The organism is Arthrobacter sp. AOP29-A2-19 (genome assembly GCF_058138025.1).
Map to the genome: position 1 here is coordinate 1,523,515 of NZ_CM176894.1, position 26,000 is coordinate 1,549,514.

Below are 26,000 nucleotides of genomic sequence, written 5' to 3' on the forward strand. Positions count from 1 at the left end.
CCGCTGCCACTCGCCCCTGTCGAGGCCAGACTGCGCGGCGTTCCGTCACGCGGCACCGGGCGACGTGGGAAGTATCACCGCGGTTTGGTAAACCCAATCTGAACCGAAGGTTACGAAGGGTTGGTAAGCTTAGGGGGATCGATCAGGCAGTGGTTCCGGACCGGGTTCGCCTGCTCGGCGTCTCCGCGGTGTGGCCGTCATGATCGGTCGCCCATCCATCAGCGGAATCGACGTCCGCGGATACCGCAGTTGAAACCAGGAGATCCTCGCCTTCATGACAGCCCTTGCCCCGGAAACGTCGCACGACCACCTGTGGAACCGCCGTTACGAGGAGCAGATCGCTCCCGTCAACCGTCTGCTTGACGAGACCGCCGCATTGCGGCCGGCATCGTCCGTCTGCTACGTCGATCCGGTGCACGATGTCGACCAGGCCAAGATCATCTCCCTCTTCTCCAACACCGGATCCGCGGATTCCTCCGGGTTCATCACGCCCGGGGACGAGGACGCCAGCACCCGCATGCTGGGCCTGCAGTGGCAGCTTGGCCTGCGCCCGCAGTACCTCATGCCGTGGAACGTCTCGCCCTGGTACGTGGGCGACGAGCCCAACGGCAAGTTCGAGCCGAGCCAGATCACGTCCGGGCTCAAGCCGCTGCTGCGCCTGCTTAAGCTGGCTCCGCGCGCGTCCGCCCTGGTGGCCCACGGCACCGAGGCCCACCGGCTTGCCGACCAGCTCCTGAAGACCCAGAACCCTCTGCTGTGGCGCCGCGGCTTCAAGACCTACAAGGTCAAGTCGCTCGACGGGCGTGCCTTCGCCGGCTCGGCCGAACGCCAGCAGGCCCACCTGGACCAGATGCAGGCGGCCTACGCAGACGCCATGGCGCGCACCGGCATCGCACCCACGCGCTAGCCGAACCGGGTGCTGCCAGGCCAGCGCCGCACCGCGGCTAGACTCGAATCCATGCCAGTGGACACCCCCGAAGAGCCAGTCGAGCGCGCCCACAGAGTCCAGCTCGGCGCCGCAATGCTTGTGGCGGCCCTGCTCTATCTGGCGCACTCCCTGCTGAGGTTCCGGAACTTCGAGGCCAAGGGCTACGATCTGGGCATCTTCGACCAGGCCGTCCGCCAGTACGCCCTGTTCCGTGCGCCGATCGTGCCCATCAAGGGTGTGGACTTCAACCTGCTCGGCGACCATTTCCATCCGGTGCTCGCCGTCCTGGCTCCGCTGTACTGGATCTGGCCGGATCCGCGGATGCTCAACGTGGCCATGATCCTTCTCCTGGTCTCCACGGCCATCCCGGTGTACCTTTTCGCGCGCCGCCACCTGGGGCATGCGGGCGGCCTGCTGACCGCGTGCGCACTGCTGCTCTGGTGGCCGTTCCAGGCCATGGTCAACTGGGACTTCCACGAGGTCGCGTTCGGCGTGCCACTGATGGCATGGGTCATCTGGGCCTTCGACCGTCGGAGGTACTGGCTCGTCGTCGGACTCTCCGTCCCCATGCTCCTGATCCGCGAGGACATGGGCATCACCCTGGTCGCCGTGGCCATCGTCCTCGCCTTCCACCGGCAGTGGGCCAAGGCCGCGCTGCTCGCCGTCGCCGGACTCGCCGGCTACGTCGTGGTGACCTCCGTGCTTGTTCCCCTGTTCGCCCCGGCCGACGCCATGTCCTACTGGCAGTACACGGCGCTGGGACCAACGGCGGGCGCGGCGATCCTCTTTATCCTCAGCCATCCGATCAAGACGGTGGCTCTGCTATTCGACCACGAGTTGAAGATTCTGCTCTGGCTGATGAGCTTTGTGCCCCTCGCGCTGCTTCCCTTCTTCTCCCCCTACGTCATCCTGGGCGCTCCAATCCTCCTGAGCCGGCTCTTCAACGACAGGCTGAACACGTGGGCCCCGGTGTACCAGTACGACGCCATCCTGGCGCCGATCTTCCTGATGGCGTCCGTCCACGTGCTCGCGAAGATCATCCGCCGCAAGGGATGGACCTCCCTGCGCGTCCGGGGACCCGCGTTCCTGTTGGGATTCGCGATCGTGTGCACGCTCTTCATCCACGCCGTCTTTCCGTTCGGGCGCACACTCACCGGCCAAAACTGGGCCATGCCCGAGGCGGCCCAGGCCCAGCAGCGCGCGGTGGACATGGTTCCGAACGGCGTCTGCGTCGAGGCGGCCGACACGGCGGTCCCCCACTTGGTGGACCGCACGTACGTGGGCCTGCACGGGGACATCGGGGACGACCTGTCCACGTGGATGATCATCGACTTCAATGCCGCCGAGCTCGGCGGCTGGGAGCCCCTGACGCCGGCGCAGGCGCTCGAACGCGCCGAACGACTCGGCTTCCGCGTGGTGACCGAAGACGACCACGGCATGTGGGTGCTTACCCGCGACATCCCGGTCGACCCGGTGTGCGCCGGCTACCTGCCCTACGACTGACGGGCGCGGGACCCCAACACAAAACGGTCCGGCAGGCCCTCCAGCGGGCCGGCGAGCGGATCGTCGTCCCCATCAGCGCGGACCACGTCCCCTGCGGGTCGCCGGATGTCTCCGATGATCTTGACACCGATGTACACCACCATGGCCATGTGCGCGGCGATGCCCACGCCGTAGAGGATCTCGATCAGCGGCCCCTCCGCCCCGAACTCTCCGCCGGCGACGATCTTCGCGCTCATCAGCCAGACCGCGGCCCAGTGAAAGGCCTCAATAGCCTGCCACACGAGGAATTCCCGCCACCGCGGACGCGCCAGCACGTACAAAGGGATCAGCCACATCACGAACTGCGGCGAGTAGACCTTGTTGAGCAGGAGGAACGCGGCGACGATCAGGAAGGCCAGCTGGGCCATGCGCGGCCGGCGCTCCGCGCTCAGCCCCAGATACGCGATCCCGAGGCACGACAGGGCGAAGAGGCCGTTCGACACCAGCGAGAAGCCCTCCCCGTCGAGGCCCGTCCAGGTGAAGGCCAGCCATACCGAGGAGAAGCTGATCTCCCGTTCCGAGGAGAACGTGTAGAAGCGGGACCACTCGTCGAACGCGGTCAGCATAAACGGCACGTTCACGGCGAGCCAGGCGAGAACGGCCGCGGCCAGCGCCTTCCAGAACTGGGCCATTCTCCCCGTCCGCCAACACAGCACTAGGATGGCGCCGAAGAGGAAGAGCGGGTACAGCTTCGCGGCCGTTCCCAGGCCAAGGAGCACTCCGGCCAGCACTATCTTGTTCCGCGAGAAGGCGAGCAGCGCCAGCGTCGCGAACATCACGGCCCACAGGTCCCAATTCAGGGTGCTGGTGAGGATGATGCCCGGCGCCAGCGCCACCATCAGGGCGTCGCGGCTGCGGTTGCGGGCCGCGTAGGCCACGGCGACCACGATCACCGCCCAGCAGAGGAACGAGGCCAACGAGTTCAGGTCGAAGTAGGCCAGTTGCCTCTCCGCGCTGAAACCGATGCCCGGGACCATCATGGCCGTCACGCCGGCGATGACCGCCAACAGCGCCGGATACTCCATGGCCTGCTCCACTGGGAGCCCGGTGTAGAACGGGAAAAGCTTGTCGGCCAGCCCCCGCGTTCCGAAGAGCTGCGCGAAGTCGGAGTAGCACATGTGGATGTGCTGGTCGGCGCCGTTCCAGCCGTTGGCGCGGCACCACTGCTTGGTCAGGAGCGCGACGGCGGCGCCGACGGCCGTCGCGACGAGGAGCAGCACCACCACGGTGCGGTTTGCCCGCTTGGCTTGCAGGAGCGTGTTCAGCGGTCCGGTCACGACGAGGTGGCTCCGTCTCTGTTCTGGGTTTTGGTGCGGGCGCCCGCGAAGAGCGACGCGGTCTTGGGATCGATAAAAACAATGTAGGCGAGGTAGCAAAGCCCCACGGCGGCGGCCAGGAGCCGCACCAGGGTGAGGTTGATCCACTGGGCGACGCTGACCTGGTCGACGACGCCCACCAGGACCAGGACCATGGAGAGCAGGTACCAGAGCCTCGCCCAGCCGCCGTCGTACACGCGGCTTGCCGCGAAGAGCGGCACCAGCCAGAGCAGGTACCAGGGCTGGATGATGGGCGCCAGCACCACGGCGGCGCTCAGAGCGTAGGCGCAGTGCAGCACGGGGGGCCCGGCGGAGCGGCGCAGGGCCAGCCAGGCGGTGATGGCGATCATCAGCACCTTGAAGGCGGCGTAGACGACGTCGGCGGTGTCGTCCAGGTCTCCCCCCACCAGCGTGGACAGCCAACCGACACCGAGCCCCAGCAGCCCGACCGGCGCGTAGGGGAAGGCCGCTGAACCGGCGGTGGCCATCGCCTTGATCCACCCGAACCACAGGCCGGAGGCCCACCCGAAGAACGCCGTGGCGGCCCCGGCGACGACGGCGGTGTAGAACCATGCGCCGATCTTTGCCCTCAGCGACGCGTCGCGCGCCAGCATGGCAAGCCCCAGGAACGGCAGGGCCAGCACCACGATGGGCTTGATGCTGATGGCGACGCCGACGGACAGGACCCCGCCAAGACGGTGCCCCCGGTACACCAGCAGGAAACCGTAGAGCAGTCCGCCGACCATGATCGCGTCGTTGTGGACCCCGGCGAGCATGTTGAGCAGGAACAGCGGGTTGGCGAGGCAGATCCAGACCGCCCACGTCTCGTCCGAGCCCAAGCGGCGCGCCAGCCTGGGGAGCGCGTAGAGGCACAGGAGCACGCCGGCGGCGGCGAAGACGCGGAAGATCGCGACGCCCGCCTCGGGAACGCCTCCCGTCACGAAGTAGACCCCCCGCGCGGCCATCAGGAACAGCGGACCGTAGGGCGACGCGGACTCTGCCCACAGGCTGTCGGAGCCCTGGGCGAACCAGCCAGGCAGTTGCGAGATCCAGTTTTCGTAGGGGCTCAACCCCGAGTGCATCAGGCGGCCCTGGCCCAGGTACGAATAGACGTCGCGGCTGAAGATCGGGAAGGTGAGCATCAGCGGGGCCGACCAGAGCAGCACCGCGTTTCGGACGGCCAGCAGCGAGGCGCTGCCGTGCGGGCCTCCGCGCTGTCCCAGCCGCAGCCAGGCCCTGCACAGGACCATGGAGCCCAAGGCCAGGAGGACCGTGCAAGTGATGACTCCCGCGGACTCGACGCGCAGCGGGTTAAGGAACGTGGTGCGCGCGAAGATCGACTGCTGGGTCGTGGCGAGCCATCCCACGCCCCACGAGCCGACGAGGATCATCAGCGACGCCACGAACCCCTGAGCCAGCGCGACGCCGGTGTCGAGCTCGTCTCCCCCGGCCAGCCGGCGGACCACCGGAAGCCGGCCCATCCGCTGCCGTAGGCCCTGCACGGAGGCGGTGACCCGCTCCCGCGGGCCGCCCGCCGACGGGGGCTGCCCTGGGCCGGGCGGGGGCGGGAGCGGCTGCGACGGGTCCGGCAGCGCGCTTCCCTGGCCGGACGCGGGTGAGGCAGCCATCTAGGCGGCTGCCTTGGGTGCGCGGATGGAACGCCAGAAGCCGCGGAAAAGGTGCTTTGTGTGTGGGTCAAGGAACGCTAGGTAGGCCATGGCCAGCCACGAGATGGCGGTGGACAGGTGCTTGACCCACGGATCCAGTCCGCCGAGGAACTGCCAAATGAAGATCTGGTCCGCGGCGCCGAACGCGACGAAGAACGCCACCGTGAAGTACACCCACACGATCTGCCAGTCGTCGCGGATGCCCGTGGCGGCGAAGAAGGGCAGGAGCCACAGGACGTACCAGGGCTGGATGATGGGCGAGAGGACAACGATGGCGGAGAAGGCCAGGGCGAGCCGCTGGACCAGGTGGCTGTGGGTTCCCTTGAAGATCAGGACCAGCGCGACCGCCACGGACGCGAGCCGGCCGATGAGCTTCAGCACGGGAAGGACCCAGCCCGTGTCCATCCCGAGCGCCCCGAACGCCCCTTGGAAGAAGCTGGACAGGATGCCCAGCGGCGCGAAGAACACGCTGCCGGAGCCGGTCGCGAGCATCACGGCGAGCCAACCGAAGCCGTAGCCGTTCATCCATCCGATCAGCGCCATGATCCCCAGGCAGAGCCCGGCGGTGTACGCCCAGTAGAGGATGCGGCGGGCCCAGCTGGCGCCCGGGCCCGCCCACAGCAGGCCGATGAACGGCAGGAGGACCAGGGTGATGGGCTTGATGCCGATCGACGCGGTGACCAGCACAACGGCCAGGATCCCGCGCCCCGTTGCGGCATAGTAGGTTCCCGCCACGGCGAGGCCGATCATCAGGCCGTCGTTGTGGGCGCTGGCCACGAAGGAGATCAGGAACAGCGGGTTGGGCACGGTGATCCACAGGGCCTTGGCGCCGGACACGCCGTGGAGTGCCGCGAGCTTGGGAATGTAGGCGACGCACACCACGACGCCGGCGAAGGCCACCAGCCGGAAGAGCAGCACTGAGAGGTCCGGCGACGTCCCGACCAACTGGTTGACGAGGTGCTCGATGCTCAGGAACAGCGGCCCGTACGGCGTCTCGGACTCGGCCCACGTCACGTCGGCACCCAGCTGGAACCAGTTGGACAGCGCGGAGATGCCGTCCTGGTAGGGGTCCTGGCCGGCGGCGACCAGCCGCCCCTGCCCTATGTACGCGAAGACGTCCCGGCTGAAGATGGGAAGGCACAGCAGCAGCGGCGCCCCCCACAGCAGGCACGCCTTCCGCACGGTGGCCAGGGAGCCCTCTGGCCAGCCGCCCAGGACCTGCCCCAGGCGGAGCCAGGCGCGGAACATGATCCAGCAGCCGACCGTGAGCACAACGGTCGAGGCGATGACGCCCCACTGCTCCGTGCGCACGGCGATCAGGAGTGAATTGCGGTTGAGCGGAGAGACCGCGGCCAGCCAGCCGACGCCGTAGGAGCCCAGCAGCACCAGCAGCGACCCGGCCAGTCCGTGGACCAGTATCCGGAAATCGGTGCTGGATGTGCGCCCGGCCCCCGTGCCGGTCTCGGCGACCTTCATTCGCGACGGCCCTTTTCCCTTGATTGTTTGCCCACCGAACGTCGGCGCCTTCCGCCGCCGCTGAGACGGCGCGGGTGCGCGGGACATGGGGACCCGTCAAAAACCTTTCCCGATGTTAGCACCGGGGTCCACCGAATCGGCGGTGGACGCGGGGACCGCGCCGGTGTGGTCCGCGGCCGGACCCGGCGTCGCCCGGTGGAAGCCCCCGCAGGCCCCGGGGCCGCCCAGACGGCCGCCTCCGGCGCATGAGGGATGCCCCGCAGGGTTTCCGGTAGATTGGGCCAGTGCCTATTTCCGCTGAAAACATTGTCTGGATCGACTGCGAGATGACGGGGCTGAGCCTGCAGGCCGACGCCCTGATCGAGGTTGCCGTGCTCGTGACGGACCCCGAACTGAACATCCTGGGCGACGGGGTCGACATCGTCATCAAGCCGGAGGCCGGTGCCCTCGAGCAGATGAACGACTTCGTGCGCCGCATGCACACCGACAGCGGGCTGCTGGAGGTGCTGGACCGCGGCGTGGACCTGGACACCGCAACGGAGCAGGTCCTCGAATACATTCGCGCCTGGGTGCCCGAGCCCGGGAAGGCCCCGCTCGCGGGGAACTCGGTGGGAACGGACCGCAACTTCCTGGTCCGCGACATGCCCGGCGTCATCGACCACCTGCACTACCGGGTCATCGACGTGTCCACGATCAAGGAGCTGGCCCGGCGCTGGTATGCCCGCGCCTACTTCCAGGCGCCGGCCAAGACCGGCGGCCACCGCGCGCTGGGCGACATCCGCGACTCCATCGAGGAGCTGCGCTACTACCGCGAGGCGGTCATGGTGCCCGCGCCGGGGCCGGACAGCAAGACCGCCCAGGAGATTTCCCGCCGCATCTCGGGGGCCCGCAACAGCTAGTTTGGCCGCCTCCGCGTGTTCTCCGCCACACCCCGCGCGGGATGGCGCGAGCGCCGCGGAAAGTGTGTAAACTAGTATCCGTTGCCCGCACGGCAGGTTCCTGGAACCGGCACGAAGGCACGGCGTCGCGAGGCGCAATGGTGGGTATAGCTCAGTTGGCAGAGCGTCTGGTTGTGGTCCAGAAGGTCGCGGGTTCAAGCCCCGTTACTCACCCCAACAAGCCGCCCCGGATCCGTCCGGGGCGGCTTTTCCATGTCACAAGGAGGCCCCATGACCGTCCGTCCCATCGTTGTCTACGGCGAGGATGCGCTCCACCGCCGCGCGGCGGAAGTCACGGCGTTCGACGGGGCGCTCCGCGAACTGGTCGGGGACATGTACGAGACCATGGACGCGGCCAACGGAGTGGGTCTCGCGGCGCCGCAGATCGGCGTGGGCCTGCGCGTCTTCACCTACGAATTCGTGAACGACGACGGCGTGCCTCCCCGCGGCGTCGTTGTCAATCCTCGTTTGACGCTCTCCAAGGTGTCCGGCGCGCAGCCGGATCCGGACGACGAGGCGGAGGGCTGCCTCTCGGCCCCCGGGCTCTCCTTCCCCCTCAAGCGCGCCCAGTACGCGCGGGTGCAGGGCTTCGACGCCGAGGGCGCCCCGGTCGACTTCGAGGCGACCGACTGGTTCGCCAGGGTCGTTCAGCACGAGTACGACCACCTGGACGGCTACCTCTACGTGGACCGCCTCAACGACAAGTGGGCCAAGCGCTGGAAGAAGGCCAAGAAGCAGCTGGAGTGGGGCGTGCCCGGCAACAGCTGGATGCCCGGCGTGGACCCGGACCCGTTCGGCCACTAGCGGCCGGCAAAACCACGGAGGGCGGGCCCGCCGCGGGGAACCACTCCCCGCCGCGGGCCCGCCCGTCCGTCTGAGACCTGCTAGGCCTTGACGGCCTCCGGCTCGGTGGCGGCCACGGCGGGCACGGCCAGCGGGTGCGTCCCGGCGAGTTCCTCGATCACGCGGACGACCTGGCAGGAGTACCCGAACTCGTTGTCGTACCAGACGTAGACGACGGCGTTCTTGCCCGTCGCGATGGTCGCGAGGCCGTCGACGATGCCGGCGCGGCGCGAGCCGATGAAGTCGGTGGACACGACCTCGGGCGAATCGATGTAGTCGATCTGCTTGTGCAGCTCGGACGTCAGCGACGTCTGGCGGAGGTAGGCGTTGAGCTCCTCCTTGGTGGTCTCCTTCTCCAGGTTCAGGTTCAGGATCGCCATGGACACGTCCGGGGTGGGGACGCGGATGGCGTTGCCGGTGAGCTTGCCCTCGAACTCGGGAAGCGCCTTGGAGACGGCCTTTGCGGCGCCCGTCTCCGTGATGACCATGTTCAGGGCGGCGGAGCGGCCGCGGCGGTCGCCCTTGTGGAAGTTGTCGATCAGGTTCTGGTCGTTCGTGAACGAGTGGACCGTCTCGACGTGCCCGTGGGCCACGCCGTACTCGTCGTTCAGCGCCTTGAGCACGGGCGTGATGGCGTTGGTGGTGCAGGACGCGGCGGAGACGATCGTGTCCGCCGGGGTGATGTCCTTGTGGTTGATCCCGTGCACGATGTTCTTTACGTCGCCCTTGCCCGGGGCGGTGAGCAGCACGCGGGACACGCCCTTGGCCTTGAGGTGCTGGGACAGCCCCTCGCGGTCGCGCCAGCGGCCGGTGTTGTCCACAACGATGGCGTTGTTGATGCCGAACTCCGTGTAGTCCACCGTCGACGGGTCGTTGGAGTAGATGACCTGGATCAGCGTGCCGTTGGCCAGGATGGTGTTGTTCTCGTGGTCCACCGTGATGGAGCCCTCGAACGGACCGTGCACGGAGTCGCGGCGCAGCAGCGAGGCGCGCTTGACGAGGTCGTTGGCCCCGCCGTTGCGCACCACAACGGCGCGCAGGCGCAGGCCGTAGCCGCCGCGTTCGATCAGGATGCGGGCCAGCAGGCGGCCGATCCGGCCAAAACCGTAGAGGACGACGTCGACCGGCTCGGCGTCGGTAGCTCCCGCGGCGCCGACCTTGTCGCCGAATTCGGCGAGCAGGAAGTCCTTGAGCGTGGCGCCGTTCGCCTCGTTCTTGAACTTGCGCGTCAGGCGCGCCAAGTCCACGGACACGGCGCCGAGGTCGAGCGTGTCCAGGGCCGCCAGGAGCGGGAACGTGTCCTCGAGGGGCAGTTCGGCGCCGTCGATGTGGCGCGCCACGCGGTGGGCCTTCAGGATGTCGATGGCGGACTTGTTGATGAGCTTTCGTCCGTAGATCGAGGTCACCACGTTGTTCTTGCGGTACAGACGCCCGATGAGCGGAATCATGGCCTCGGCGAGTTCTTCGCGTCCGCTCCATTCGTTCAGGGCGGCGACAGACTGCTGGGTCACTTGTTGTCCTTCCAATTCAGCCGGCCGGGATCCACTGGCCGGTTGGCACCGCGAAAGCACCATTGCAGATACGGTTTGGCGGGGTGACAGGATCTTTCCCCTGGGGCAATGCCCTTGTGTCCATTCTAGGCGGTGGAGCGGTGCCGCCCGCGTCCGCTTGGGTGAACTCCGTCACAGACGGGTCATCTTCGGCGCCGCCGTCCCGCGCCGCGCGCCGGTCCGTTCACTCTTCCCCGAAGCCGGACGCCACGAGATCGGCGAGGGCGTCCACGGCGTCCCTGCCGTCGGGGTCCGAGGTGGCGATCTCCGCGTCGCGGCCGCGGACGAGCCCGAGGGTCATGATCTCGAGCAGGCTCTTCGCGTCCTTGCCGTTCACCGTGACGGGCGACGGGAAGGTTCCGGCGAGCTTCACGAACTCGGCGGCCGGACGCGCATGGAGGCCGGCGAGGTTGACGATCTTCACCACGCGAGCGTACCCGGAGCCTCCTGCGGCCCCGCCGGGCGGCGAAGGAGCGCCGGTCGACGACGGCGTGGCCTCGGTAGGGACGGCGGTCCTGGCGGCCGCCGCGACTCCGTCCCGGTCCTCGCCCGTCTGCGCAGCAACGGCCGCGGCGATCCCGCCCTCGACGAGCGGGGCGTCGACGACGCTCGCACGGGAGCGCGCGTCGTCGTCGAGGAATTCAAGCGCGGTGTCGGCGGTGAGGATGGCGGAGCCGAGGTCGCAGAGGATGATGACCCCCTCGCCGGAATCGGCCCGCGCGATGGCGTCGGTCACAAGGCCGAAACTCGTGCCGATGCCGCCGTCGTCCATCCCGCCCGCTGCCACTAGGCGCACGTCCGGTGCCATTTGGCGGGCGAGGTCCATCAGGCCCTCGGCGATCTTGGGACTGTGGGAGACAAAAACCAGTCCGACGGTCATGGCGCCGCCACGCGGCCGGCGACGTCGGCCGCGGCCCTGAGCAGCAGCGCGGTGGACTGGGCGCCGGGGTCGCGGTGCCCGATCGCGCGCTCGCCGAGGTAACTGGCGCGCCCCTTGCGGGCGACCAGCGGCTCGGTCGCCATCGCACCCTGTTCGGCGGCGTCGGCGGCGGCCGCGAGGACGGCGGCGGCGGCGGCGTCCCGACCGACGGCGGCGTCGGCGGCCTCGACCGCGGGGGTCCACGCGTCCACCATGGTCTTGTCCCCGCTCTCCGCCTTGCCGCGGAGGACGATTCCGTCACGCGCCGCCCGGAGCAGCGCGGCGAGGGCGCCGCCGTCGAGCTCCTCCAGGCCGGCCACGGCGCCGGCCGCCTTGAGGTACGCGGTTCCGTAGAGCGGTCCGGCCGCCCCGCCGACCGTGGAGATGAGCGTGGTCGCCACAAGCTTGAGCACGTCGGCGGGGATGGCGTCCGCCGGAAGGTCGTCGAGCTTGGCCAGGACGGCCGCGAAGCCGCGGTCCATGTTCTCGCCGTGGTCTCCGTCGCCGATGGCCCGGTCCAGGGTGATCAGCTCCACGCGGTTTTCGGCGACGACGGCGGCGCTCGTCCTCACCCAGTCGATTGTCCAGTCGGCACCCAGGCTCATCGGGCTTCCTTTCCTCGGGTCCTGACCACGTTTCAGCGGCCCCAGCGCAGCGCGGCGGTCTGGACGGGCGCGTCCCACAGCTCGGTGAGGGCGTCGTCGAGCCTGAGCACCGAGATGGACATCCCCTGCATTTCGAGCGACGTCGTGAAGTTGCCCACGAGCGAACGGGCGACCTCGATCCCGCGTTCGGCCAAAACCTTCGCCGCGTGGCGGTAGACGATATACAGCTCGACCTGCGGCGTCCCGCCCATGCCGTTGACCAGGAGGAGCACCTTGTCGCCGGAAGCGAAGGGAAGGTCGTCGAGGATCGGCCCGAGCAGGCGGTCGACGATGGCGTCGGCGGGCTGCAGCTTGACCTTCTCCCGCCCCGGCTCGCCGTGGATGCCGATCCCGATCTCGATCTCGTCGTCCTCCAGGGTGAAGCTCGGCTCCCCCGCGTGCGGCACAACGCAGGGGGTCAGCGCCACGCCCATCGAACGTACCTGGCCGACGACCTTCTCGGCGACGGCGGCGACCTCGTCGAGCGAGTCCCCGCGCTGGGCCGCCGCCCCGGCGATCTTCTCGACGAGCACCGTGCCCGCCACGCCGCGCCGGCCGGCGGTGTACAGCGAGTCCTGGACCGCGACGTCGTCGTTGACGATCACACTGCGCACCTCGATGCCGTCCGCGCCGGCAAGGTCGGCCGCGGTCTCGAAATTGAGCACGTCGCCGGTGTAGTTCTTGACGATGTGCAGCACCCCGCGGCCACCGTTGACGGCCGCCGTGGCGGCGACGATGGGATCCGGGGTCGGCGACGTGAAGACGGCGCCGGGGACGGCCGCGTCGAGCATCCCGTAGCCGACGAAACCGCCATGCATGGGCTCGTGGCCGCTTCCGCCGCCGGAGACGATCCCGACCTTGTCCGAGGGCGCGTCCGCCCTGACGAGATAGATCGGATCGGTGGAGGCACGCACGATTTCGGCGTGCGCGGCCGCGAATCCCTCGACCGCCTCGTTGACCACGTTTTTGGGGTCGTTGATGAGCTTCTTCATTGAACTCTCCTCTTGTGCGCGTGCCCGGGATCGGGGCCGGCTGGGGCAGCCTGCACTCAACCTAGCCGCCGCGGACCCGCGCGGGGAAGAGTTCACGAGCCGAACGCAGGGCCGCGTGGCGCCGCGGCGTGGAGCCACAAGTCGGCGCCGCGGCAGCCGATGGGAGGGGGTGTGTGGACGGGCCGGCCTGTACGCCGGGTTTTGTTCCGGAACCCGGTTGCCCGGGAATCGGTGACGGTCATCCATCTAGGGCCAGCGTTGCCGCTGGCCTCGAGCGGCCTACCCGGTTACTGGGGCGAACAGCCCTCGTGGCGCAACCTGTCTGACCTTGCTCCGGGTGGGGTTTACCTAGCCGGCCCAGTCGCCTGGGCCGCTGGTGGTCTCTTACACCACCGTTTCACCCTTACCCACCGAAGCGGGCGGTCTATTCTCTGTGGCACTGGCCTGCGGGTTACCCCGAGTGGGCGTTACCCACCACCCTGTTCTGTGGAGCCCGGACGTTCCTCGGGCCGCCGAAGCGGCACGCGACCGTCCAGCCGACCCATCCGCGAACAGTCTACCGGCCAGCCGCGCGGCCGCCGTTCCACTCCGCGGCGGATAGGCTACTGGGCGTGCTTATTCTCCTCCCCCCCTCCGAAGGCAAACACGCGGCCGAGTCCGGAGAGCCGTTTGTCCTTGAGGAACTCAGCTTCCCGGAACTCGCGAGCGACCGCGGGCAGGTGTTGGACGCGCTCGCGGAGGCCTCGGCCCGCCCGGACGCGCATGCCGTGCTCGGGGTGGGCGAATCGCTGGCTGAAGACGTCGCCCGGAACCGCCGCCTGCGCCTCCAGCCGGCCGTTGCCGCACACGGCGTTTACACGGGGGTACTGTTCGAGGCGCTCGGATACTCCCGCATGACCCCCGCCCAGCGCCGCAAGGCCGACGACGCCGTTGTGGTGGTGTCCGCCCTGTGGGGAGCCGTGGGCTTCGCGGACCGCATCCCCGCCTACCGGCTGTCCATGTCCGTGGCGCTCCCGGAAACGGGCCGGCTCGCCGCCTGGTGGCGCCCCCGCCTGGACGCCCATCTCGGCGCGCGGGCCGAGGGGCACCTGGTGGTCGACTGCCGTTCCAGCACCTACGCCGCGGCGTGGCACCCGGATCCGGCCAATGCCGTCTCGGTCAATGTCTTCCAGCGGCGAAACGGCAAGCTCAAGGTCGTGTCCCACTTCGCGAAGCACACCCGGGGCGAGTTGGCCCGCCACCTGCTCACCCGCCGGGGGAACCCGCCGGCCTCCCCCGCCGCGCTCCTCAAGGCGGCCCGCGAGAAGTGGGAGGCGGAACTGCTGCCGGGGACCGCGCGCAAGGCGCACCAGCTCAACATCGTGCTGCCCGAGGACCACGCCTAACCGGCGATTCCGCGGTGTTAGGGCGCCGGTCTCAGTCCTCGGCCACCAGTTCCACTTCGAAGCCCGCGGCGTCCTCCAGGTAGGCCGCGTAATGCTCCGGTCCCCCGGCGAACGGGTGCTCGTCGGCGAACATCAGCAACCAGCCGTGGGTCTGGGCCAACAGTGCCAGCCGTTCGACTTCCTCCCGGTCCCCCGCGCGGAACGCCAGGTGGTTGAGTCCCGGGCGTTTCCGGCGATGGGTACCGGGCTCGACGTCGGGGCCGGCCTCGAGGACCAGGTACTCGCCCGCGCCGTGCCAGCTTCGGCCCGTGGGCCAGGCGTCCGCCGGCGTGTAGCCGAGCTGTTCGAACATCCAACCCAAGGTGACTGTGGAGGCCTCGAGGTCCTGGACCCACAGCTCAACGTGGTGCAGCCTGCCGGTTCCCGTGGGTGCCATGGCGCTCAGGCCGCCGCGTTCCACTCGAACGAGCGGACCAGGATGCATCCCGAGTCCGGGCAGAAAACCACGTCGTCCTCGGCGGCGGCCTTGATTTCGGCCAGGTCCCCGGGAGCCAGTTGCATGCCGGAGCCCTCAGATTTCCCGTGGAAGAGCCTGGCCGCGCCGACCCCGTGCTGCGCCAGGCGCTTCTCGTAGATCGCGACCAGTGCGGGATCGATCGACCCGGCGAGCCCCGACCTCTGGGCCATAACGGCCTCCCGTTCGCGCGCCAAGGCGTCCAGTTCCGCGTCGCGGGCGCCCTCGGCGTCGGCGAGTGCGGCCGCGGCCTCCCCTGCCGCCTTGGTGGCCCCTGCATGACGCTCGGCCACGGCCTCGAGCGCCTCCATCAGCTCGAGCTCCGCGTCCTCCAGCTCGGCCTTGCGGGGTGTCAGCGAATCGATCTCGTGCTGCAGGGCCATCATGTCCCGCGCGGTCCCCTTGCCCAGGTCGATCCGTAGCTGGTCCTTTTCCATCTTTGTCTGGACCCGTTCGACCTCGTGCTCCGAGGCGGCCAGCGCGCGCTCGGCCTCCTTCAGCTCCGCGGCGATGCCGTCCCGGACCGCGTCCGCCTCGTTCCGCCCGGCCAGGGCGGCCGAGACGGCGGGGTCGCTGGCCAGCTCGGCTGCGCGCCGCTTGAGCTTGGTCAGCTTCGAATCAAGCGACTGGAGTTCAAGCAGCTTGTGCTGCTCTTCCTGCGGGGCCTTGGCCATGTGTGCCTCCGAATTTCTTGCGCCGCCCGCTGGCCGGGCGGCGTGGTGCGCTGGAATCCCAGCCTAGTGCCGCCCCACCGCGGTGGTCGACGGCGGCGGCGCCGGGAGTTGGGTGCCGTCGCCCCGGCCCTGCTACGTCCCGGGGGTGAGGATAAAGTCCCACGGGTCGGTGTTGATGCCGCTCACCGCCAGGTCCACGGCGAAGTCGTGGTCGCCCAAGGCGTTGCGGAGCGCCTCCGCGGCCGCGGGGAGCCACAGCCATTCGCTGGCGAAGTGGGAGACGTCGATGAGATACGGCCGTCCATCCGTCGCGGACTCGCGGGCCTCGGACGCCGGATGGTGCCGCAGGTCGGCCGTCACGTAAACGTCGGCGCCGGAGGCCCTGACCTGGTCGAACAGGCTGTCCCCTGCTCCCCCACAGACGGCAACCTTGCGTACCAGCCCCGTCCGGTCGCCGGCGACCCTGACGCCGCCGGCCACGGCGGGCAGCGCCCCGAACACGCGTGACGCGAAGTCCCCGAGGCTCAGCGGCTTCTCGAGGTAGCCCACTCGACCGATCCCCTCCTCCGGCAGGCCGCCCGTGGACGGCGCCAATGGCTCGACGTCCGTGAGCCCCACGATGTCCGCCAGCACGTCCGAGACCCCGCCGACGGCGGCGTCACCGTTGGTGTGCACCGTGACCAGCGCGCAGGCGCCCTCTATCAGGTGGTGGATCGCCTGCCCCTTAGCCGAGACGGCGCCGACGCCATTAACCGGCTTGAGCAGCAGGGGGTGGTGCGTGATGAGCAGGTCCGCTCCGCGCGAGACCGCGTCGCGCACCACCTCGAGTGTTGGGTCGACGGCGAAGACGATTTTGCGCACCGGCCTCTCCGGCCGCCCGGCAACGAGGCCGACGGCATCCCATCCCTCGGCGAGAGACTCCGGCCAGAGTTCTTCGATGGCGAGCAGGACATCGCCGAGCTTCGGGTGGTTTTGGTGGACCGCCGCGGCATCATTCGTCGCCGGGTTGCCTCCCGACGGCCGTCCCGCTTCATCGTTGCGCATGCCTCTACCGTAGCCGCGCCCACGCTCGTGGCACGCCCCACAACCCGCAGGGTTTGGGCCGCCCGGGAATCTTCTGGGGCCAAAAAGCATTGAACAAACCGTGACCAATTCCTTTGAGACACAACCGTCCACGAGCCCCGCGCCCCAGACCTTCATCCTCGCGGGAGGATGCTTCTGGTGCCTCGATGCCGTCTACCGGAAGATCCGGGGCGTCACCGACGTGGTGTCCGGATACATCGGTGGCCATACGCCAGACCCCGCCTATCGCGAGGTGTGCAGCGGAACGAGCGGCCACGCCGAGGCGGTCGCGGTCACCTTCGACCCCGACACCGTTCCCGCCGACGTCGTCCTGGACATCTTTTTCGCCACGCACGATCCCACGACGCTGAACCGCCAGGGATACGACGTCGGGACGCAGTACCGTTCGGCGATGTTCTATCTGGACGGCGAGCAGCAGGACCTCTTCAGCGAGGCCATCGAAAGGAACCAGGACAACTGGTCCAACCCGATCGTCACCGAGGTCACCCGCGCGTCGCGCTTCCACGAGGCGGAGGACGTCCACCAGGACTTCTACGCGAAGAACCCGTGGGAGGGCTACTGCCAGGTCATCATCAATCCCAAGCTGGCCAAGGCCCGCAAGCTGTACGCGCAGTGGCTGGACATGTCTTCCGCCGACATCTAAGCCCTGGCGGGGAACCCCGCCGACCCCGGAGTGACTAGGCTTTGGTGCAGTAGTGCCTGAACAACGTTGACGAGAACAGGGAGATATCCATGGGCAAGATCCACAACGACGTGACCGAGTTGGTCGGCCGCACCCCGCTGGTGCGCCTCAACCGCCTCTCCGAGGGACTGCCCGCAACGGTCGTCGCCAAGCTGGAGTTCTACAACCCGGCGAACAGCGTGAAGGACCGTATCGGCGTGGCCATCGTCGACGCCGCGGAGCGCGCCGGAGCGCTGAAGCCCGGCGGCACGATCGTCGAGGGCACGTCCGGCAACACCGGGATCGCCCTGGCGATGGTCGGCGCGGCGCGCGGCTACAAGGTCATCCTGACCATGCCGGAGACCATGTCCACCGAGCGCCGGGTCATGCTGCGCGCCTACGGCGCCGAGATCGTCCTGACCCCCGGCTCCGAGGGCATGCGCGGCGCCGTGGAGAAGGCCAAGGAGATCGTGGCCAACACGGACAACTCCATCTGGGCCCAGCAGTTCGCCAACGAGGCCAACCCGCAGATCCACCGCGCCACCACCGGCCAGGAGATCTGGGACGACACCGACGGCAAGGTGGACATCTTCGTCTCCGGCGTCGGGACCGGCGGCACCATCACGGGCGCCGGCAACCTGCTCAAGGAGCTTAAGCCGTCGGTGCAGATCGTCGCCGTCGAGCCCAAGGACTCCCCCATCCTCAGCGGCGGCAACCCGGGTCCTCACAAAATCCAGGGCCTCGGCGCCAACTTCGTCCCCGAGATCCTGGACACGAGCGTCTACGACGAAGTGTTCGACGCGAGCATCGAGGACTCCGTGGCCACGGCGCGCGCACTGGGCACGCAGGAGGGAATCCTGGGAGGCATCAGCTCCGGAGCCATTATCTGGGCCGCCCTCGAACTGGCGAAGCGCCCCGAGAACGCGGGTAAGCTGATCGTCGCGATCGTCTGCGACTTCGGCGAGCGGTACATCTCGACCCTCCTGTACGACGACATTCGCGGCTAGTCGTCTCGCAGGATCAATGCGCGGACCAGCGACAAACCAACGAAGGCACGGTGTGAGCTTTTTTTCCCGACTGAAGGAAGACCTGGAGGGCGCCCGCGCCCACGATCCCGCGGCGCGGGGTGACGCGGAGAACGCCCTGGCCTATTCGGGCCTGCACGCCATCTGGGTGCACCGGCTGACACACCGGCTGTGGCAGAATCCGTCCCTCCGTCTGCCGGCGCGCCTCATCGCGCAGTTGGGCCGCTTCGTCACCGGAATCGAAATCCACCCCGGCGCCACAATCGGCCGGCGCTTCTTCATCGACCACGGCATGGGCGTGGTGATCGGCGAGACCGCCGAAATCGGGGACGACGTGATGATCTACCACGGCGTCACCCTCGGCGGAAGGTCCCTCGCGAAGGTCAAGCGCCACCCGACGATCGGCGACCGCGTGGTCATCGGGGCGGGCGCGAAGGTCCTGGGACCCATCGTCATCGGCGCGGACTCGGCCATCGGCGCCAACGCCGTGGTGGTGAAGGACGCGCCGCCGGATTCGATCATCACCGGCATCCCGGCCACCAACCGGCCGCGACGCCCGGAAGAGCACAAGCCCGCGGTGGACCCGGCGGAGTACATCGATCCCGCGATGTGGATCTAGCCTCGGCTCCTCGTCCGCGCCGCGGGGCGCGTTCGGCCGCCTACGCTGGGCGCTGTTCCGGGCTGACGGTCTTGGCCGGGTCCCGCTCGATCGAGTCGCCGAGCGCCGCGTCGACGGCGGCCATCAACTCGGCGGGGATGCGGACGCCGGCGGCCGCCACGTTCTCGGCCACCTGCTCCGGCCGGGACGCGCCGACGAGCGCGGTCGCGACGTTCGGGTTCTGAAGTACCCAGGCGATCGCAAGCTGCGACATTTTCAACCCCAGTTCGTCGGCGACGGGCCGCAACTTCTGCACGCGGGCCAGCACCTCGTCGTCCATAAAGCGCGAGATCGTCCGCTGCCCGCCCTTTTCGTCCGTTGCGCGGCTCCCCGCCGGCGCCGGCTGCCCGGGGAGGTATTTGCCGGACAGCACGCCCTGCGCCATCGGGGACCAGACCACCTGCGAAATGCCCAACTCCTCGGAGGCCGGGATCACCTCCGACTCGATGACGCGCCACAGGGCCGAGTACTGCGGCTGGTTGGACACGAGCGGGAATCCGGCCTCCTTCGCCAGCGACTGTCCCGCCCGCAGTTGCTCGGCGCTCCACTCGGAGACGCCGATGTAAAGCGCCTTGCCGGAGCGCACGACGTCGGCGAACGCCTGGATGGTCTCCTCAAGGGGAGTCTCGTGGTCGTACCGGTGCGCCTGGTAGAGGTCCACGTAGTCCATGCCCAGCCGGCGAAGGGACCCGTTGATGCCCTCCATGATGTGCTTCCTGGACAGCCCGGTGTCGTTGGGTCCCTTGGGACCGACCGGCCAATAGACCTTGGTGAAGATCTCGAGCGACTCGCGCCTCCGGGACGACAGGGCGCGGCCCAGAACCTCCTCGGCGGCGCCGTTCGCATAGGCGTCCGCCGTGTCGAAGGTGGTGATGCCCGCGTCCAGGGCGGCGGCCACGCACTGCGCGGCGACGTCGTTCTCCACCTGCGAGCCGTGGGTCAGCCAGTTGCCGTAGGTGATTTCGCTGATCTTGAGCCCGGAGGCCCCGAGGTATCGGTAGTCCATGACCCCAGCCTAGGGCCACGGTGTTCCCGGCGTCGCCGACCCGGTCCCCTTAACGACGGACGACGCCGGAACGGTGGTTCCGGCGTCGTTCCGGCCGTGGGCCGGGCGGTCGCTAGTGGGTGTCGACCGCCGACACCTCGGACCTGTCGCCGCTCCACTGGGTGTGGAAGGTGCCCTCTGCGTCGATCCGCTGATACGTGTGGGCGCCGAACAGGTCGCGCAGCCCCTGGGTGAGGGCCGCGGGCAGGCGCTCGCGGCGCAGGCCGTCGTAGTACGCGAGCGAGGCGGAGAACACGGGCACCGGGACGCCGAGCTGCACCGCCGTGGCCACAACGCGCCGCCAGGCCGGAAGCGCCTCGGCGATGGCCTCGGCGAAGGCCGGGGCGAACAGCAGGTTCTGCGGGGCGGAGTCCCCGGCGTAGGCCTTCATGATGTCGTCGAGCACCTCGGCGCGGATGATGCATCCGGCCCGCCACAGAGACGCGATTTCCTTGAGGTTCAGTTCCCAGCCGTACTCGGCGGCGGCGGAGCCGAGCATGTCGATTCCCTGCGCGTAGCTGACCAGCTTGGACGCGAAAAGCGCCTGCCGAACGTCCTCGACGAACCCCTCGCCCACCTCCACGCGGGTCTCGTGCCCGGCAAGGACCTGCTGGGCGATGGCGCGCTGGCCCCGCTGCGAGGACAGGCCGCGCGCGAAGACGGACTCGGCGATGCCGGAGACGGGCGAGCCAAGCTCGAGCGCCGACACCACGGTCCAGCGCCCCGTCCCCTTCTGACCGGCGGAATCAACGACGACGTCGACCAGCGGGCGGCCTGTCCTCGCGTCGACGTGTCCGAGGACCTCCGCCGTGATTTCGATCAGGAACGAGGACAGGGGGCCCTTGTTCCACTCGCGGAAGATGCCGGCCTGTTCCGCGGGCTCGATGCCGGCGGCGGAGCGCAGGAGGTCGTATGCCTCGCCGATGACCTGCATGTCGGCGTACTCGATGCCGTTGTGGACCATCTTGACGAAGTGTCCGGCGCCGTCGGTGCCGATCCAGCGGCAGCACGGCTCGCCGTCGTACTTGGCCGAGATCTTCTCCAGCATCGGGCCGAGGGCGTCGTAGGACTCCCTGGAGCCGCCCGGCATGATCGAGGGGCCCAGCAGCGCCCCCTCCTCGCCGCCCGACACGCCGACGCCGACGAAGTGCAGGCCCTTGTCGGCCAGGGACGCCTCTCGGCGGCGCGTGTCTTCGTAGTGCGAGTTCCCGGCGTCGATGACGATGTCGCCCTCGTCCAGGAGCGGCACCAGCTGGTCGATGACCGAGTCCACCGGCTTGCCGGCCTTGACCATGATCAGGACGCGGCGCGGGGTCTCCAGCGACTCCACGAGCTCCGCCAGGGTCTCCGTGCGGACGAACTCCCCGTCGCCGCCGTGCGCCGCCAGCAGCGCGTCGGTCTTCTCGACCGAACGGTTGTGCAGGGCCACGGTGTAGCCGTTGCGGGCGAAGTTGCGGGCGAGGTTCGCGCCCATGACGGCCAGGCCGGTGACGCCAATCTGTGCAGGCATGCTGGGAGTTCCTCCAGGTAGCGGGGATGTTCGCCCGAAGCGGGCGCGGTTCGCCATCCAGCCTAGTACCGGGTGCGCCGCGACGCCGAAAGATCCGCGCAACAAATGCCCGCCACTTGCGCCGGGAAACGAGGCCCGGGGAGCGGGCACAACGAAAAATCCCCGCGTCCATGGCCGGCGGGCCTGGATGCGGGGATTCTGTTCCGTTGTGGGTCCTACCGGGATCGAACCGATGACATCCACGGTGTAAACGTGGCGCTTCTCCCTGTGTTTACGCGGCCGGTTCGATACTCGGGGAACTTTGGGGGAACTCTGGCCGCCGAACTGCCCCTCCAAGCATGCCGTCCAGCCTGATTACGAGGTCGTCCAGGTCCTGGTCGAAGAGCCCCGCGTAGACGTCCAAGGTGATCGCTGCAGTGGCATGCCCGAGCATACGCTGCACGCTCTTGACCGAGCCTCCGGACCGAACGGCCCAGGACGCCGCGGTGTGCCGCAGGTCGTGCACCCAGAGTCCCGTGGGCAGGCGCACGCCATCCTGTCCGGAGTTCTTCTTCGCCTCGTCGGCAGCCACGTTCACGGCGGCTACGGCATTGTCGAAGTCGCGCCGCTTGAAGTTGTTCGCCCGGACCTGCTGGCCACGGGCTGTGGTGAATACGAGCTCGTCCCGGCCAAGCCCCTTGACGCGTTCGGCCAACAGGCCCGCCACCGCCTGGGTGACAGGGACTGTGCGCGCCTTGCCGCTCTTGGGTGGACCGACGACGGGCCCGGCGCCGCGGACGAACACGACTGCCCGTTCCACGCGGATTCTCCCCCGGTCCAGATGCAAGTCGCGGACGCGCAGCTCCGCGGCCTCCCCGATACGCAGCCCGCACGTCGCCAGCAACCACACCAGGTCGCCGTACCGGGGCCCGATCTTCTCGGCCAGTGCGGACACCTGCGGGACGGTCAGGAAGTAGTGCTCCCGTTTCCGGCCCTTCGGCAGGTTCACCTTCGCGGCCGGGTTTTTCGCGATCCGCTGCTCTTCTACGCACCATTCGAGGAACGCGAGCATCCGCCCGTGGATCGTCTGCACCGTTCGGGGAGCCTGGCCCATGCCGGCCACCCACGCCTGGACGTCGCGTTTCCGAATGGCCCCGACAACCCAGTCGCCCCAGTACGGGCGCAGGTGGGCGCGCACGTCCGACGCCGCGGCTGCCCTCGTGGACGCTTTCCACTGCATCTGCGTTTTTTGCCAGTCGTCCAAGAGGTCGGCGACGAACACTTGGCCCGCGTTCCCGGCGACGTACGCGCCGGTGCGCTTCTCGTGGCTAACGGATTCGAGGTGCGCCTGCGCCTCGTCCTTGGTGCGGAAGCTGAGTTTCCGGGGCGAACCGTCCGGTTCATCCCAGCGTGCACGCCACCGCAGACCACGCCCGTACTCGGCGGATTTGACCCGGACCTTGCTCTTGTCGTCCTTCTTCTCGTACTTATACCAGCGATCCTCGACCCTAGACACTGGCACGGCGTACCGTCCTCATCCGGTCACGGATCCGACCGACGAGCATCGGGTCGGCCGCGTAGGCCGACTCGAGCAGGACAACATGTCGCAGCTGCTGGTAGTAGGCGGTCGCCGTGACGCCGTGGGCGTCTTGGATGTGCCGTTCTTTGGCGCCGGTGTGCTTGAACGTGAGGCGTTCGGTGGCGAGGGTCGCCTCGATGAGTTCGGGTGTCATGGTGCTCCTAGCGCAGGGTGGTGCGTTCGAGTGCGCGGACGTAGGCGCGCACGTCTCGCGGGAGGACGTGGAGTTCGTGGGCGACGGCTTGCACGGTTTCGTGGACGCCGGTCGCGCACGTGAAGTCACGGTGCCTGATCAGCCAGGACGCGGCGAGGTCTTCGGCGTCGCGCTCCATCCGGGCGAGGTATGCCAACGTACTGGGGTTGCGGTGGTGCCCCAGCACGGCGTGGGCAGTCTCGTGGGCGAGAGTGGAACGGCGCTGCAGCGGTGCCAGTCCTGTACGGAGGATGATCGTGTTCTTCGATGCGTCGTAGGCTCCCCACCATCCGGCGGGGAGCTTCCCCTCTACGACGGCGATCTGCCTGTCGCGAATCAATTTCTCGAACACTCGGACCAACGTAGCGGGCACCTCTGTCGGTTTGCCTTACAGGTGAGGCTGATGGTCAGTCGTGGGGCAACTGGTCGTGGTCGATATCGTTCTCACCGGTGTCCGCGACGAGACGCTCTCCATGCTCGCTGTAGTCCGGGTGCAACTGGACGACCTCACCATTGTTGGCCCGCGTGGCCTTCTCGTACTTTCCTTGCTGCCAGGCGAGCATCTCGCGGGCCATGGACTTCAGCAGTTCTTGTGACTCCCTGGGGAGTGTCTTGGCGCCGAAGAGGATCAGGTCATCTTGGTAGCTGTCGCGGACGTTGATGTTGAGCGAGCGGGCGGCGGCGAGGACAACCTCGTTGATGGAAAGTCCGAGTGCGTCCGCTATTCCTTGGAGGGTTTCCGGTGCGGGGAACGCGCTGAACTTTGAGGTGGCAAGCTTCTGCAGTCCGTTGGCGGTGAGGACCCCGTGGGACGCGTTGGCGATGTTGGCGTAGGACCGGTCGAGCTCGCTCTTGGTGTCGAGGATGAGCTGCTGGAGTGTCGGCCCGGTTTCATTCGAGTTCATGGCTTGAGCTTCCGCGTGTAGGGGCCGGCTGGCAACCGTGTCGGTGGACGGCATGCCTACCGGTAGGCATGACCTGATTTTAGTCCACCTGCCTACTAGATTCTTTGGTCCATTGGCACTTTGCCTGTGTTGACAGCAGTTCTACCCACCACTCGTGGTTGACATGATGCCTACCGGTAGGCATACTGAGAGGGCAGCAGAAACAGGCAAGGTGCCTACCGAAGAGAAGGAGCTCAAATGTCCCCCTGGCGCACAAAGCCCAAATGGGCGAAAGGAACGTACATGCGACTCAAGTCCCCAGACGACCTGAAAGCTTTCGTTATCACCCATGACGACATGCAGGCCCACAGGGCCGGTAAGCCAGTCGAAATGAAGATGACCCAGCGAGGGCTCGCGGATCGCATAGGCGTCCACCCTAGCTTCATCAACCACCTCACCAGTGGTCGCCGCAAGGTTTGCGAGCCGGAGACCGCCGAGCGCATCTGCGAGGTACTCGGGGTGCCCATGAAGCTCCTTTTCATACCCACGGAACCCACCAACAAGGGGCAATATGCCCACCGTCAGTTGAAGCGGCCGGCCTAGAAAGGGACACGCCGAAATGAACCAGCCAATGGCACTGGAAGACATCTGGTGGAAAGAAGACGCGCAGACGACGATTCTCGCGCTCGCGAAGTCCGGACGCCGATTCGATGTGAACGACCTGCGCGGGACCCTGCGGGAGCCACCGCACCCCAACATGTGGGGCCGCGCATTCCGGATGGCGAAGGACCGCCAAGTGATTGTCGAAGCGCCCGTCATCGCTTCCCGGGCACGCGCCAGGCAGTCGCACGGCCGCAAGGTCACCGTCTGGGAAGCCGCGCCCACTGAACTGACGGTGGCCGCATGAGCCACGACCTGTCCGTCCACGACGCTGCAGAGCAATTGCAGGTGGACGCCAAAACAGTCAGGAAGCTCGCGGGCCGCGGCAAGCTGCGCGGCGCATACAAGACGGGCATGGGAGGTAAGACCTCGCCGTGGAGGATCCCGCCGAAGGCCTTGGACCACTTCCGGGCCGCCCAGCCCCAGGGCTACATCCCCCGCTGACAAAAAAGGGCCGGCGCCCCCGACCAAGGACAACGCCGACCCGAACCGAAAACGATTCAAGGAGATTCTACCGTGAACGACTCACCAGCATTCGTGCAGGCCCGGAACATCGTTCGGGAGCGTGTCGACAACCTCATCAAGTTCCATGGCGCGTACAACGAGGATCGCGTCAATGTCCTCCACCTCGCCCTCCAGGCGTACTTCTGCGCTGACGTGAGCCTTGCGGTCCTCGAAGAGATCATCGCGGCCGCCGACGACCTCCGCCAGGCGAGCGAGGGCGACGCGGACATCATCGGCCGCAACCACCGCGACGAGGACTACGCGGAGAAGCAGCAGGAAGCTAAGGACAATTGCGCCGATCAGCAGGACGCGAAGATCCGCGAACTGCTTACCGGCCGCGTCCTCGCCGAGTACGTCGCCCGGGAGATGGCCGCATGAGCGCGCACACGGCGCCGCATCGCAGCGGCCGACAGACCATCGGGTTCGCCCGCGTTTGGCTACTCGCCGTCACGCTGTTCGTCGGCATCCCCGGCGTCGCCTCCCTGCTCGTCGGATTGATCCCGTGACCGCCGCGCTGCTGGTCCTCACCGTCTGGCCGGCCGCATCCATCGCCCTCGCGCTGACCTTGGGCCGCGCATTCCAAATCATCGAAGACCGAGAGAGGTCCCGCTATGCCAACGACTGACGCCGCCTACTACCTCGAGCAGCTCACGCCGGAGCGCGACGCCGGAGGCGACCTCATCTGCCCGGAATGCGACCAGGACTGGACGCAGTACGACCGGCACCACCCCGACTACGACCCGTCCCCGATGCACCAGTGGGAAGTCACCGAAGGCTGGGCGCCGGAGCACACCGAGACCCGCACCCAGCACAACCCCGAAGGACTCTGAC

The 26,000-nt window shown here is 68.2% G+C and carries 31 protein-coding genes, 1 tRNA gene and 1 other RNA gene; 16 read left to right on the plus strand and 17 right to left on the minus strand.

Annotation, left to right across the window (positions count from 1 at the left end; genetic code table 11):
- The first annotated feature begins 274 nt into the window (after positions 1-274).
- Both AC3ZJJ_RS06950 and AC3ZJJ_RS06955 read left to right on the plus strand, forming a co-directional pair.
- Positions 275-907 (plus strand): uracil-DNA glycosylase, encoded by a 633-nt coding sequence (locus AC3ZJJ_RS06950; protein ID WP_489894831.1) that lies wholly within the window; start codon positions 275-277, stop codon positions 905-907.
- 51 nt (positions 908-958) lie between these two features.
- Complete coding sequence (locus tag AC3ZJJ_RS06955; RefSeq protein WP_489894833.1) at positions 959-2,431, plus strand: DUF2079 domain-containing protein; 1,473 nt, start codon at positions 959-961, stop codon at positions 2,429-2,431.
- Here the strand turns inward: AC3ZJJ_RS06955 and AC3ZJJ_RS06960 are convergent.
- The 3 genes from AC3ZJJ_RS06960 to mptB (AC3ZJJ_RS06970) are packed head-to-tail and all read right to left on the minus strand — an operon-like array spanning position 2,422 to position 6,929.
- The gene (locus AC3ZJJ_RS06960; protein WP_489894835.1) at positions 2,422-3,747 is read right to left on the minus strand and encodes a glycosyltransferase family 87 protein; all 1,326 of its coding nucleotides are present in this window, start codon (positions 3,745-3,747) and stop codon (positions 2,422-2,424) included. The two genes, AC3ZJJ_RS06955 and AC3ZJJ_RS06960, sit on opposite strands and share 10 nt — an antisense overlap.
- Positions 3,744-5,414, minus strand: coding sequence for a polyprenol phosphomannose-dependent alpha 1,6 mannosyltransferase MptB (gene mptB / locus AC3ZJJ_RS06965; RefSeq protein ID WP_489894838.1), 1,671 nt, complete (start codon positions 5,412-5,414; stop codon positions 3,744-3,746). The genes AC3ZJJ_RS06960 and mptB (AC3ZJJ_RS06965) overlap by 4 nt, the downstream gene beginning before the upstream one ends.
- Entirely contained in the window at positions 5,415-6,929 is a 1,515-nt protein-coding gene (gene mptB / locus AC3ZJJ_RS06970) for a polyprenol phosphomannose-dependent alpha 1,6 mannosyltransferase MptB (protein ID WP_489894840.1), read from the minus strand.
- A gap of 284 nt (positions 6,930-7,213) precedes the next feature.
- Between mptB (AC3ZJJ_RS06970) and orn the strand changes: the two genes are divergently transcribed.
- The 3 genes from orn (at position 7,214) to def (ending at position 8,671) form a co-directional block, all read left to right on the plus strand.
- The gene (gene orn, locus AC3ZJJ_RS06975) at positions 7,214-7,828 is read left to right on the plus strand and encodes an oligoribonuclease (protein WP_489894842.1); all 615 of its coding nucleotides are present in this window, start codon (positions 7,214-7,216) and stop codon (positions 7,826-7,828) included.
- A 140-nt stretch (positions 7,829-7,968) separates the two neighbouring features.
- Positions 7,969-8,044 (plus strand) — tRNA-His (locus tag AC3ZJJ_RS06980).
- A 54-nt stretch (positions 8,045-8,098) separates the two neighbouring features.
- Positions 8,099-8,671, plus strand: a complete 573-nt coding sequence (gene def / locus AC3ZJJ_RS06985; RefSeq protein WP_489894844.1) for a peptide deformylase — start codon at positions 8,099-8,101, stop codon at positions 8,669-8,671.
- A gap of 80 nt (positions 8,672-8,751) precedes the next feature.
- On the opposite strand, the gene AC3ZJJ_RS06990 is transcribed toward def, so the two are convergent.
- The 5 genes from AC3ZJJ_RS06990 to rnpB all read right to left on the minus strand — a co-directional run bounded on the left by AC3ZJJ_RS06990 (position 8,752) and on the right by rnpB (position 13,359).
- Positions 8,752-10,221, minus strand: coding sequence for a glyceraldehyde-3-phosphate dehydrogenase (locus AC3ZJJ_RS06990; protein WP_489894846.1), 1,470 nt, complete (start codon positions 10,219-10,221; stop codon positions 8,752-8,754).
- Positions 10,222-10,444: 223 nt separating this feature from the next.
- Positions 10,445-11,140, minus strand: a complete 696-nt coding sequence (gene dhaM / locus AC3ZJJ_RS06995; protein ID WP_489894849.1) for a dihydroxyacetone kinase phosphoryl donor subunit DhaM — start codon at positions 11,138-11,140, stop codon at positions 10,445-10,447.
- Complete coding sequence (gene dhaL / locus AC3ZJJ_RS07000; RefSeq protein ID WP_489894851.1) at positions 11,137-11,784, minus strand: dihydroxyacetone kinase subunit DhaL; 648 nt, start codon at positions 11,782-11,784, stop codon at positions 11,137-11,139. Before dhaL ends, dhaM begins: the two co-directional genes overlap by 4 nt.
- A 32-nt stretch (positions 11,785-11,816) precedes the next feature.
- Positions 11,817-12,815 (minus strand): dihydroxyacetone kinase subunit DhaK, encoded by a 999-nt coding sequence (dhaK, locus tag AC3ZJJ_RS07005; protein WP_489894853.1) that lies wholly within the window; start codon positions 12,813-12,815, stop codon positions 11,817-11,819.
- 174 nt (positions 12,816-12,989) lie between these two features.
- Positions 12,990-13,359, minus strand: an RNA gene (gene rnpB, locus AC3ZJJ_RS07010) — RNase P RNA component class A.
- 67 nt (positions 13,360-13,426) lie between these two features.
- Between rnpB and AC3ZJJ_RS07015 the strand changes: the two genes are divergently transcribed.
- Positions 13,427-14,200, plus strand: coding sequence for a YaaA family protein (locus AC3ZJJ_RS07015; RefSeq protein WP_489894855.1), 774 nt, complete (start codon positions 13,427-13,429; stop codon positions 14,198-14,200).
- A 31-nt stretch (positions 14,201-14,231) separates the two neighbouring features.
- On the opposite strand, the gene AC3ZJJ_RS07020 is transcribed toward AC3ZJJ_RS07015, so the two are convergent.
- From AC3ZJJ_RS07020 to AC3ZJJ_RS07030, 3 genes are all read right to left on the minus strand, one after another.
- A complete protein-coding gene (locus AC3ZJJ_RS07020; RefSeq protein ID WP_489894857.1) occupies positions 14,232-14,660 on the minus strand; it encodes a VOC family protein in 429 nt (142 codons plus the stop codon).
- Positions 14,642-15,388, minus strand: coding sequence for a zinc ribbon domain-containing protein (locus AC3ZJJ_RS07025; protein WP_489894859.1), 747 nt, complete (start codon positions 15,386-15,388; stop codon positions 14,642-14,644). The genes AC3ZJJ_RS07020 and AC3ZJJ_RS07025 overlap by 19 nt, the downstream gene beginning before the upstream one ends.
- Before the next feature lie 132 nt (positions 15,389-15,520).
- On the minus strand, positions 15,521-16,432 hold the full coding sequence (locus tag AC3ZJJ_RS07030; protein WP_489894862.1) for a Nif3-like dinuclear metal center hexameric protein: 912 nt from the start codon (positions 16,430-16,432) through the stop codon (positions 15,521-15,523).
- Positions 16,433-16,532: 100 nt separating this feature from the next.
- Here AC3ZJJ_RS07030 and msrA point away from each other — a divergent pair, with 100 nt between their 5' ends.
- The 3 genes from msrA to epsC all read left to right on the plus strand — a co-directional run bounded on the left by msrA (position 16,533) and on the right by epsC (position 18,776).
- A complete protein-coding gene (gene msrA / locus AC3ZJJ_RS07035; protein ID WP_489894864.1) occupies positions 16,533-17,114 on the plus strand; it encodes a peptide-methionine (S)-S-oxide reductase MsrA in 582 nt (193 codons plus the stop codon).
- A gap of 89 nt (positions 17,115-17,203) precedes the next feature.
- Positions 17,204-18,139 (plus strand): cysteine synthase A, encoded by a 936-nt coding sequence (gene cysK, locus AC3ZJJ_RS07040; RefSeq protein ID WP_489894866.1) that lies wholly within the window; start codon positions 17,204-17,206, stop codon positions 18,137-18,139.
- A 52-nt stretch (positions 18,140-18,191) separates the two neighbouring features.
- Complete coding sequence (epsC, locus tag AC3ZJJ_RS07045; protein ID WP_489894868.1) at positions 18,192-18,776, plus strand: serine O-acetyltransferase EpsC; 585 nt, start codon at positions 18,192-18,194, stop codon at positions 18,774-18,776.
- Between the two features lie 40 nt (positions 18,777-18,816).
- Here the strand turns inward: epsC and AC3ZJJ_RS07050 are convergent, their stop codons facing one another.
- From AC3ZJJ_RS07050 to AC3ZJJ_RS07075, 6 genes are all read right to left on the minus strand, one after another.
- On the minus strand, positions 18,817-19,821 hold the full coding sequence (locus AC3ZJJ_RS07050; protein WP_489894870.1) for an aldo/keto reductase family protein: 1,005 nt from the start codon (positions 19,819-19,821) through the stop codon (positions 18,817-18,819).
- A 112-nt stretch (positions 19,822-19,933) separates the two neighbouring features.
- Positions 19,934-21,370, minus strand: coding sequence for an NADP-dependent phosphogluconate dehydrogenase (gene gndA, locus AC3ZJJ_RS07055; protein ID WP_489894873.1), 1,437 nt, complete (start codon positions 21,368-21,370; stop codon positions 19,934-19,936).
- A gap of 271 nt (positions 21,371-21,641) precedes the next feature.
- On the minus strand, positions 21,642-22,871 hold the full coding sequence (locus AC3ZJJ_RS07060) for a tyrosine-type recombinase/integrase (protein ID WP_489894875.1): 1,230 nt from the start codon (positions 22,869-22,871) through the stop codon (positions 21,642-21,644).
- Positions 22,858-23,082 (minus strand): DUF3263 domain-containing protein, encoded by a 225-nt coding sequence (locus AC3ZJJ_RS07065; RefSeq protein WP_489894877.1) that lies wholly within the window; start codon positions 23,080-23,082, stop codon positions 22,858-22,860. Before AC3ZJJ_RS07065 ends, AC3ZJJ_RS07060 begins: the two co-directional genes overlap by 14 nt.
- A 7-nt stretch (positions 23,083-23,089) precedes the next feature.
- On the minus strand, positions 23,090-23,473 hold the full coding sequence (locus AC3ZJJ_RS07070) for an ImmA/IrrE family metallo-endopeptidase (protein WP_489894879.1): 384 nt from the start codon (positions 23,471-23,473) through the stop codon (positions 23,090-23,092).
- 55 nt (positions 23,474-23,528) lie between these two features.
- Complete coding sequence (locus AC3ZJJ_RS07075) at positions 23,529-24,026, minus strand: hypothetical protein (RefSeq protein ID WP_489894881.1); 498 nt, start codon at positions 24,024-24,026, stop codon at positions 23,529-23,531.
- Positions 24,027-24,308: 282 nt separating this feature from the next.
- Here AC3ZJJ_RS07075 and AC3ZJJ_RS07080 point away from each other — a divergent pair, with 282 nt between their 5' ends.
- The 7 genes from AC3ZJJ_RS07080 (at position 24,309) to AC3ZJJ_RS07110 (ending at position 25,999) form a co-directional block, all read left to right on the plus strand.
- On the plus strand, positions 24,309-24,608 hold the full coding sequence (locus tag AC3ZJJ_RS07080; protein WP_489894883.1) for a helix-turn-helix transcriptional regulator: 300 nt from the start codon (positions 24,309-24,311) through the stop codon (positions 24,606-24,608).
- 28 nt (positions 24,609-24,636) lie between these two features.
- The gene (locus tag AC3ZJJ_RS07085) at positions 24,637-24,912 is read left to right on the plus strand and encodes a hypothetical protein (RefSeq protein ID WP_489894885.1); all 276 of its coding nucleotides are present in this window, start codon (positions 24,637-24,639) and stop codon (positions 24,910-24,912) included.
- Positions 24,909-25,109, plus strand: a complete 201-nt coding sequence (locus AC3ZJJ_RS07090) for a helix-turn-helix domain-containing protein (RefSeq protein ID WP_489894887.1) — start codon at positions 24,909-24,911, stop codon at positions 25,107-25,109. Before AC3ZJJ_RS07085 ends, AC3ZJJ_RS07090 begins: the two co-directional genes overlap by 4 nt.
- Before the next feature lie 72 nt (positions 25,110-25,181).
- Entirely contained in the window at positions 25,182-25,547 is a 366-nt protein-coding gene (locus tag AC3ZJJ_RS07095; RefSeq protein WP_489894889.1) for a hypothetical protein, read from the plus strand.
- Positions 25,544-25,675 (plus strand): hypothetical protein, encoded by a 132-nt coding sequence (locus AC3ZJJ_RS07100; RefSeq protein WP_489894891.1) that lies wholly within the window; start codon positions 25,544-25,546, stop codon positions 25,673-25,675. Before AC3ZJJ_RS07095 ends, AC3ZJJ_RS07100 begins: the two co-directional genes overlap by 4 nt.
- Complete coding sequence (locus AC3ZJJ_RS07105) at positions 25,672-25,794, plus strand: hypothetical protein (protein WP_489894893.1); 123 nt, start codon at positions 25,672-25,674, stop codon at positions 25,792-25,794. The genes AC3ZJJ_RS07100 and AC3ZJJ_RS07105 overlap by 4 nt, the downstream gene beginning before the upstream one ends.
- Positions 25,781-25,999: a hypothetical protein gene (locus tag AC3ZJJ_RS07110; protein ID WP_489894895.1), complete on the plus strand. Its 219-nt coding sequence runs from the start codon at positions 25,781-25,783 to the stop codon at positions 25,997-25,999. The genes AC3ZJJ_RS07105 and AC3ZJJ_RS07110 overlap by 14 nt, the downstream gene beginning before the upstream one ends.
- Position 26,000: the final 1 nt, after the last annotated feature.

Bases quoted from the DNA above. Each gene is read 5' to 3' on its own strand.
- gndA (WP_489894873.1), bottom strand. From the start codon at position 21,370: ATGCCTGCACAGATTGGCGTCACCGGCCTGGCCGTCATGGGCGCGAAC.
- dhaL (WP_489894851.1), bottom strand. From the start codon at position 11,784: ATGAGCCTGGGTGCCGACTGGACAATCGACTGGGTGAGGACGAGCGCC.
- AC3ZJJ_RS07075 (WP_489894881.1), bottom strand. From the start codon at position 24,026: ATGAACTCGAATGAAACCGGGCCGACACTCCAGCAGCTCATCCTCGAC.
- AC3ZJJ_RS07090 (WP_489894887.1), top strand. From the start codon at position 24,909: ATGAGCCACGACCTGTCCGTCCACGACGCTGCAGAGCAATTGCAGGTG.
- cysK (WP_489894866.1), top strand. From the start codon at position 17,204: ATGGGCAAGATCCACAACGACGTGACCGAGTTGGTCGGCCGCACCCCG.
- dhaM (WP_489894849.1), bottom strand. From the start codon at position 11,140: ATGACCGTCGGACTGGTTTTTGTCTCCCACAGTCCCAAGATCGCCGAG.
- AC3ZJJ_RS07065 (WP_489894877.1), bottom strand. From the start codon at position 23,082: ATGACACCCGAACTCATCGAGGCGACCCTCGCCACCGAACGCCTCACG.
- def (WP_489894844.1), top strand. From the start codon at position 8,099: ATGACCGTCCGTCCCATCGTTGTCTACGGCGAGGATGCGCTCCACCGC.
- AC3ZJJ_RS07050 (WP_489894870.1), bottom strand. From the start codon at position 19,821: ATGGACTACCGATACCTCGGGGCCTCCGGGCTCAAGATCAGCGAAATC.
- AC3ZJJ_RS06950 (WP_489894831.1), top strand. From the start codon at position 275: ATGACAGCCCTTGCCCCGGAAACGTCGCACGACCACCTGTGGAACCGC.
- AC3ZJJ_RS07100 (WP_489894891.1), top strand. From the start codon at position 25,544: ATGAGCGCGCACACGGCGCCGCATCGCAGCGGCCGACAGACCATCGGG.
- AC3ZJJ_RS07110 (WP_489894895.1), top strand. From the start codon at position 25,781: ATGCCAACGACTGACGCCGCCTACTACCTCGAGCAGCTCACGCCGGAG.
- AC3ZJJ_RS07030 (WP_489894862.1), bottom strand. From the start codon at position 16,432: ATGCGCAACGATGAAGCGGGACGGCCGTCGGGAGGCAACCCGGCGACG.
- dhaK (WP_489894853.1), bottom strand. From the start codon at position 12,815: ATGAAGAAGCTCATCAACGACCCCAAAAACGTGGTCAACGAGGCGGTC.
- AC3ZJJ_RS07025 (WP_489894859.1), bottom strand. From the start codon at position 15,388: ATGGCCAAGGCCCCGCAGGAAGAGCAGCACAAGCTGCTTGAACTCCAG.
- AC3ZJJ_RS07085 (WP_489894885.1), top strand. From the start codon at position 24,637: ATGGCACTGGAAGACATCTGGTGGAAAGAAGACGCGCAGACGACGATT.
- AC3ZJJ_RS07080 (WP_489894883.1), top strand. From the start codon at position 24,309: ATGCGACTCAAGTCCCCAGACGACCTGAAAGCTTTCGTTATCACCCAT.
- AC3ZJJ_RS06955 (WP_489894833.1), top strand. From the start codon at position 959: ATGCCAGTGGACACCCCCGAAGAGCCAGTCGAGCGCGCCCACAGAGTC.
- mptB (WP_489894840.1), bottom strand. From the start codon at position 6,929: ATGAAGGTCGCCGAGACCGGCACGGGGGCCGGGCGCACATCCAGCACC.
- mptB (WP_489894838.1), bottom strand. From the start codon at position 5,414: ATGGCTGCCTCACCCGCGTCCGGCCAGGGAAGCGCGCTGCCGGACCCG.